Here is a 7,070-nt window from a genome sequence, read left to right as displayed (position 1 = left end):
CGTTAGGCTGGTGCTTATGGATAGAAGCGCAATCGTGCGTGCGCTAGGAATCGACTCAGCTCGTTTGCCAGAAGTTAGTCCCGCTACGGTGAGCATGACGCCAACGATAACAACGATCCAGAGAGGGTTGTCGCTGTCAAATATAAGCTGCAGCGCATAACCAATAGCAATCAATTGCACAAAAGCTCGGACCACTGCCACCGACATGCTTTTTTCGAGGCCAATTTTTTGCCAATAAGAAATTCCGATGCCTAGGCCAACGAGGGTGAGAGCACCCAGTATGTTTGTTAAGCGGGGGAGTAGTTCTGAGAGTGTGTCGAGCATGGTGTGTCTATTTTGTTTGAGGCTATTGCTGACTATTTAACTCACCTTTGGCAAATTGCTCAGTCCAGTGATGGTGGCCTCCTGAGAGTAAATGCTCGGGAGTACCAGTCTCAATTATTTTTCCGTTTAAAATCAAGGCACTTGTGTCGGCGATACGTGCGACTTGCTCCATCGAATGAGATACCAGAACGATCGTCATTCCTAGTGTTTTGGACAGATGTGTTAGGGTTTTCTCAATCGTTCGTGTGGCAGCAGGGTCGAGCGCGCTAGTCGGTTCATCAAGTAGGAGGACTTCTGGATTATTGGCCAAAGCACGTGCAATAGAGACGCGCTGGGCTTGTCCACCAGATAGGCTTTTAGCCTCTTTATCTAGTAGGCTTGGATCGAGACTGACCAGTTCGAGTAATTCAGTCATGCGGGAGCGATCGATCAGCTGGCCAAGCGAACGGGGTCCAAAGGCTAGGTTGTCCGCAATGCTGCCATCAAACATTGTGGCACTCTGCATCACCATGGCGACTCGAGCCCGAAGAGTCAGGACGTCAATGTCGGTGATGTGCTCGCCATCCATTAGGATAGTTCCCAAAGTCGGTTCAATAAACCTATTGAGGCAGCGAAGTAGTGTGGACTTGCCACAGCCGCTGGGGCCAATCAGGGCATTGATTTTACCATCAATGATGGTGTGCGAAAGATGATCTAATACTGTGGCTTCCTTAGCCATAGACACGGAAAGTTCCCGTATCTCAAACTTAGCGTTACCATCGATCTGATACCCTTGAGTCATTACTGATATTCACCCATATGAGTTCGTCGATGGCGAGGCCATAATAGTCTACCTGTATATAGCAACAGGCGACGTAATGTGAATCTGCATAAATCTCTCTGTTGGAGAAGGCTGGTGGGTGCGGGATGTCGTTCTATTTTTTTAGGCTGAGATGGCCTCGTTAGAGGTGACACTGCCGTCTTTGACTATGAGTGTTCTGTCGCCGAATCTTGCGAGACTTTGGTCGTGAGTGACGACTACTAATGTGGTGTGGTCTTCGCTGGTTAGTTCTAGCAGGAGCTGCATCACTTGCTCTCCATTTTTGGAGTCGAGATTACCTGTTGGTTCGTCGGCGAAGATTATTTCTGGTTTGTTGACTAGCGCACGGGCGATGGCGACCCGTTGTTGTTCACCGCCGGAGAGTTCTGTAGGAAGGTGGTCGTAGCGGTGGCTGAGGCCGACGCGGTTCAGTGCTTTTTTTGCAGCTGATTCGTTACCTTTTCCGCCTATCATGGCGGGGATTATGACATTTTCCAGCGCCGTGAGTTCGGGCATCAGGTAGTAGTTCTGAAAGATGTAGGACATCCGCGCATTGCGCAGTTTTGCCTGTTGGCGTTTGGATAGTTTGTAGAGGTCTGTTCCGTCGATATGCACAATGCCTTGCTCGGGACGTTCTAGTCCAGCGAGCGTGTACATAAGAGTTGTCTTACCTGCGCCAGATGGGCCACAGAGGAAAATCTTTTCACCCTTCTCAATGCTGAGATCGATGCCTCGGAGGACCTCGATACGCTTTTTGCCGACGGTGTACCCGCGGTGAAGGTCAGTGGCTGTAATCAGTCTCATGCTGGTAATCTATATGGCAACTGGGAACTGGCAACTGGGAACTTTTAGAGATCAAACCAGAGAGATTTGAGGTAGCGCTCGCCAGTGTATTCTTCTGGCATTGGCAGGGCTGTGGCTTTGTGGCTAACGGGTAGACGACGGGAGGCTTCATGGAGGAAGTCTTGGTCGCTCATTTTGCGGCAGTTAGTGGATGCTAGAATCCAGCCTCCAGGATTGATGCAGCGGGATGCTAGATCGGTGAGGCGGTGGTAGTCTTTTTCCACACGGAAAACCTTACCCTTGTCGTCGCGAGAGAAAGTAGGGGGGTCGAGAATGATGCCGTCGAACTTGCGGCCTTGTTTCGCAAAGCGCTTGAGCCAATGGAATGTGTCCCCCTTGCAAAAGTAATGCTCGCTTGGATCGAGCTGGTTGTGAGTTATATTTTTCTTGGCCCAATCGAGGTAGGGTTGTGAAAGATCTAGAGTGGAGGTTGTGGCTCCACCCATGGCTGCTGAAACTGAAAAGGCTCCAGTGTAGGCGAAGGTGTTGAGTACGCGATCGCCACTACAAACTCGTTCGCGCACTCGCTTGCGGTTTTCCCGTTGGTCGAGGAAAATGCCTTGGGAATAGCCTGACTTGAAGGATATTTCATAATCGATACCAGACTCACGGGCGATGAATGGCTTTAACTGTGCCGGACCCGCCATGTGATAGGGGTCAGTCTTTTGGTGTTGGTCGAGCTGCTTCCAATAGACGGTTTTGCCACAATTCTCGAAAAAACTGCGCACTCCTTGAGTGATCATGCGGTTCCTTGTGGAGAGCACCCAGCGACCAGCGAAGGTTTCGAGGAATACGTCGCGAATACCATCTCCAACACCGTCGAAAAGTCTTATGGCATTGGTGTCGTCATCGAGTAGATGTTGACGTTTGGCGATGGCTTTTTCAAAGAGCTGCGAGTTGGACAGGTGCATGGGATAAGTGTGGCGGGGATGTGACAGAAATTCTAGAGAAATTCTTGTTTGTGAGATTGCCTTCTCATTTTTGAGTCTTATGATCCATCACGAAATGAGTGACCTTTTACCCCTTCTCGATAAGGCCGTGGAAAACGGCGATCTGCTGGTGTCATCCCGTGAGAATATTGCAGCATTGTTAGCTGGTACCAATACTCCTGTGGCTGAGGCAGCTGTGACTGAACTAGCTCAAGCCGGTGAGTGGAATGAACTAAATGATCGGTTCTTTAAAACTTTAGCATTCGGTACTGGTGGACTCCGTGGTCGCACAGTCGGCCGTGTTATCACAAAGGCTGAGCACGGGGCTGGCGGTCCTCTCGGTCGCCCCGAGCATCCATGTGTAGGAACAGCAACAATGAATTTCTATAATGTCGGTCGTGCTATTCGTGGCATGATCGCCTACATCAAACAGCACAGAGAAGCTAATGGCATCGAAGGTAAGCCAAGTTTCGCTTTCGCTGAAGACACCCGTCACTTCTCTCGCGATTTCGCTGAGTTCTGTGCCAAGGTGTGTAACGACCATGGTTGTGACGCCTACATATTTGAGTCCGCACGTGCCACACCTCAGTTGTCCTTTTTGATCCGTGAGCTTCGCCTCGATTCAGGTGTAGTTCTCACTGCTAGCCACAACCCAGCACAAGACAACGGATTCAAAGCATACTTCAACCAAGGCGCTCAGCTAGTGGAACCTCACGCATCAGGTGTGTTAGAAGAATTCCAATCCATCACCGAAGAAGCATACCAGCCGGTTGCTCAAGCGGATCGAGGCTCATTGACTGTGCTCGGTGCTGAGGCCGACCGTCGTTATGTCGACAAACTTAAGACTCTCCTACTCCGTCCAGACCTCCTAGAAAATGGTGGCGCAAAAGTGGTGTTCACTAACCTCCATGGCACAGGCGGTCACATTTCTGTACCGATCCTCCGAGAGCTTGGTTTTGATGTTCTCACAGTAAAAGAGCAAGATGCAGCTGATGGCCGTTTCCCAACAGTGGCCTCTCCAAACCCGGAGAATGCTCCAGCGCTGCAGATGGCGATCGATCTTGCTGAGAAGGAAAATGCTGAGATTGTTATCGGCACTGATCCTGACTGCGACCGGATGGGCGTGGCTGTGCGCAATGACGCTGGCGAGATGCAACTGCTCACCGGTAACCAAATCGGTTCATTGATGGCCTGGTACCGGACCAAGACGATGTTTGACCTAGGTATCCTCAACGATTCTAACCGCGGCCACGCCGTGCTGATCAAGACCTACGTCACCACTGAGCTTCAGACTGCGATTGCTGAGAAGTTTGGTGTGAACATGGTGGACACACTTACAGGATTTAAGTTTATCTCCGACAAACTCCAGAAGTACGAAAATGGCATTCCCGCGAGCAAGATCAATGGTAACTACCGTGATATATCTGAAGAGGAAAGCCGTAAGCTTCGTTTAGAATACTCACGTTTCTTCATTTTTGGTGGTGAGGAATCCTACGGTTACCTAGGTGCTGATTTCGTACGCGATAAGGACGGTAACATGGCAGCAGTGATGTTCGCTGAGGTAGCTGCTTATGCGAAAAGTGTGGGTAAGACGATTGCGGGACTGCTGGACGACATTTACTCTGAGTTCGGGTTCCACCTTGAGGACGGCAAGGCCATGGTGATGGAAGGTGCTGAAGGTGCTGCGCAGATCAAAGCTCTCAATGATTCCTACTCAAATACGCCTCCAACGGAAGTGGATGGTGTGGCTGTAAGCCGTGTGCGTGACTTTGCGAAAGAGCAATTTGAAGACAGCGAAGGAGACACGCTGCCAAATGCTGGTATGCTGATTGTTGAGCTTGAAGACGGTCGTTCCTTCGCAGTTCGACCATCTGGCACAGAGCCGAAGATTAAGTTCTACTTGTTCGGTAAAGATGCGCCGTCCGATGATCTAGAAGCTAGTAAGCAAAAGATCCGTGATGGACTGGCTAGCCTGTGGGTAGCGCTAGAAGCGGACGCGCAAGCGCGTATGAGCTAGATCCTCATTTTTATGTTTTGATGTGTTAGGTCTTAGGTCAAACACAGATAAATAATCTCAACCCTAGGGGATTTCCTCTAGGGTTTTATTCTTTCACCAAGCCAACAAAGAGAATTACCATGTCTACATTTCAACGTCTCATGCCCTACTTAGCAGCAGCACTCAGTGGAGTACTGTTGGCGATGTGTTATCCAGGTTTTGAATTTGCCAGTGGTTTGGTTTGGATATGGCCAGTTCCATTGATGATAGGTTTATGGCTTGGTGGTGCTGAGAAGAAACGCAAACGTTTTGGCTTCCGAGTGGGAGCGCTGGCTGGTCTTGTTTTTTGGTTGATTAATGTGAAGTGGCTAATCGCGATGGGAGATCTCCCTACAGTGCCTCAAGTTGGAGCCATCTGTGGTTGGTTGATGTTGAGCCTGTACTTGGCCATCTACTTTGGTGTTTGGGGAGCCTTGGCTTCCAGCTTTGGTAATCCTTGGAGGTCTGTGAAGGCGAGGAAGCTTACCGCGATTGGAAAGAAAATAGCGCAGCGAGATGAGGCTCCAAAGAAAAGGGTAAATGGCCTCAGGAATTCACTTCGAGTGGTCATATTCGCTGTGATGCATGCGTCTTTGTGGGTTGTGCTAGAGTGGCTGCGTGGGTGGTTAATGACCGGGTTTGGTTGGAATGGCCTGGGGGTGGCATTCCATGAAGTCCCGGTGATGATGCAGATAGCTGACATTGTGGGAGTGACAGGTATTGCATTTTTCCCAATGCTCTTTGCTTCAGCGATGCTGCAGACCGGCAGGCGCTTGGTTGATGAATTGCGCGCAGGGAAATTCCAAGCGCATTTTGAAGTTGGTATTGTGATCGGCACTATTGCCTTTGTTTTTGCCTACGGCGTCAACCGAATGGCCTATTATTCCAACCAACCTTCTCATGACGTTAGAGTACTTCTTATCCAAGAGAATATCCCCCAAACAATTAAGTGGGACGAGATATTAGAGGCTGAACACTATATCGAATACCAAGAGAGTATCGAGCGTGAGATGGCGGCAATAGATCAGCACAACAAAGCTCGGATGATACGTGCTGCAAAGACTGGTGAGGAGGTGGAGATTGAGTATCCAGACTTACTCGTATTGCCCGAGAGTGCGACGACCCAGCCGCTAGTCTATATAGATCTAGCAGATGGAATTTACATGCCATTGCTGACCCACGACTTGTTGGTGAATCAAATTTACGAGGAACATCACTTTAAGACGGTGTTTGGAGCTAACTTGCTTTCAGGAACGATGACCGACGAAGGGGTTTATTATAATTTAGAGGGCAATGCTTACAATGTGTTTGCTGTGACGGATCCAAGCATAACTGCTGAAGAGTCATTCCCAACGAAGCAAATCCAAACGCATGGGAAAAATCACCTTGTTCCATTTGGGGAATTCATTCCCGACATTCCCTTTTTAGGAAGTGTGGCTGAGCTATTTTCAGGAATGTCGTACGGCAAGAATTTCTCGCGCGGTGAGTCATTTGAGCCCTTGAATGTGGAGCTAAGAGGGGAGAACGTGCAACTGATCCCGAGTATTTGTTTCGAAGACACGGTTGGGCGCTTGAACCGCAAGTTTGCACGACCAGAACTGCAGATGTCAGTGAATATCACCAACGATGGCTGGTTCGGTACGAGCGAGGCAGCACTGCAGCACATGGCCAATGCCAAGTTTAGGGCCGTAGAGATTCGCCGACCAATGGCACGAGCAGCCAATACTGGAGTGAGTGGCGTGGTGGATGTGATTGGCACGATGGAGTCAGATCTAGAGGGTAAGCTCAATGTGATTGGCTCGCTTGAGGATCCGTTCGTAAAAGGAGGTTTATATACCAAAGTAAAGGTGCCAGAGAATACAACGATGACAGTTTATGCAATGTTAGGGGACTGGTTCACTTTGCTTTGTTTACTGCTTTGTGTGGCGGCGGCGATTTTCTGCTTAAAATGTCAGAAAGAGGTGTAAAGAGTTGCCGTTTTATTTGAGCATGAGGTCTTCGCTCTCAAGAGGCTCGTCGCGGCCACTTTGTTGGATATAGCGTTATCGCTTAGTGACCTCTTTTAAGACCTCCTACCACCGTTGATTTTTATTGGATATGAGCCATTGGCAACTGAGTGGTGTGGATGACCAGAGACCAT

At 49.4% G+C, this 7,070-nt stretch carries 6 protein-coding genes; 2 read left to right on the top strand and 4 right to left on the bottom strand.

Features of this window, described 5'->3' with window-relative positions:
- The 4 genes from ABGY95_RS12325 to ABGY95_RS12310 all read right to left on the bottom strand — a co-directional run.
- Positions 1-324 (bottom strand): ABC transporter permease (locus ABGY95_RS12325; RefSeq protein WP_347441983.1); only part of this gene is annotated, 324 nt, incomplete at its 3' end.
- Positions 325-346: 22 nt separating this feature from the next.
- Complete coding sequence (locus tag ABGY95_RS12320; protein WP_347441982.1) at positions 347-1,042, bottom strand: phosphate ABC transporter ATP-binding protein; 696 nt, start codon at positions 1,040-1,042, stop codon at positions 347-349.
- A gap of 204 nt (positions 1,043-1,246) precedes the next feature.
- Positions 1,247-1,927 carry an ABC transporter ATP-binding protein gene (locus ABGY95_RS12315; protein ID WP_347441981.1) on the bottom strand — a complete coding sequence of 227 codons (681 nt, stop codon included), beginning with the start codon at positions 1,925-1,927 and terminating at the stop codon, positions 1,247-1,249.
- Positions 1,928-1,971: 44 nt separating this feature from the next.
- On the bottom strand, positions 1,972-2,877 hold the full coding sequence (locus ABGY95_RS12310) for a class I SAM-dependent methyltransferase (protein WP_347441980.1): 906 nt from the start codon (positions 2,875-2,877) through the stop codon (positions 1,972-1,974).
- A gap of 79 nt (positions 2,878-2,956) precedes the next feature.
- Between ABGY95_RS12310 and ABGY95_RS12305 the strand changes: the two genes are divergently transcribed.
- Both ABGY95_RS12305 and lnt read left to right on the top strand, forming a co-directional pair.
- Complete coding sequence (locus ABGY95_RS12305; RefSeq protein WP_347441979.1) at positions 2,957-4,912, top strand: phospho-sugar mutase; 1,956 nt, start codon at positions 2,957-2,959, stop codon at positions 4,910-4,912.
- Between the two features lie 119 nt (positions 4,913-5,031).
- A complete protein-coding gene (gene lnt, locus ABGY95_RS12300; RefSeq protein ID WP_347441978.1) occupies positions 5,032-6,897 on the top strand; it encodes an apolipoprotein N-acyltransferase in 1,866 nt (621 codons plus the stop codon).
- Positions 6,898-7,070 lie beyond the last annotated feature (173 nt).

Origin of the sequence: Rubritalea sp. (assembly GCF_039830215.1) — a bacterium.
Taxonomy (GTDB): domain Bacteria; phylum Verrucomicrobiota; class Verrucomicrobiia; order Verrucomicrobiales; family Akkermansiaceae; genus Rubritalea.
Note: the sequence above shows the minus strand (reverse complement) of the source record. Positions and strands in the feature narration are given on the sequence as shown.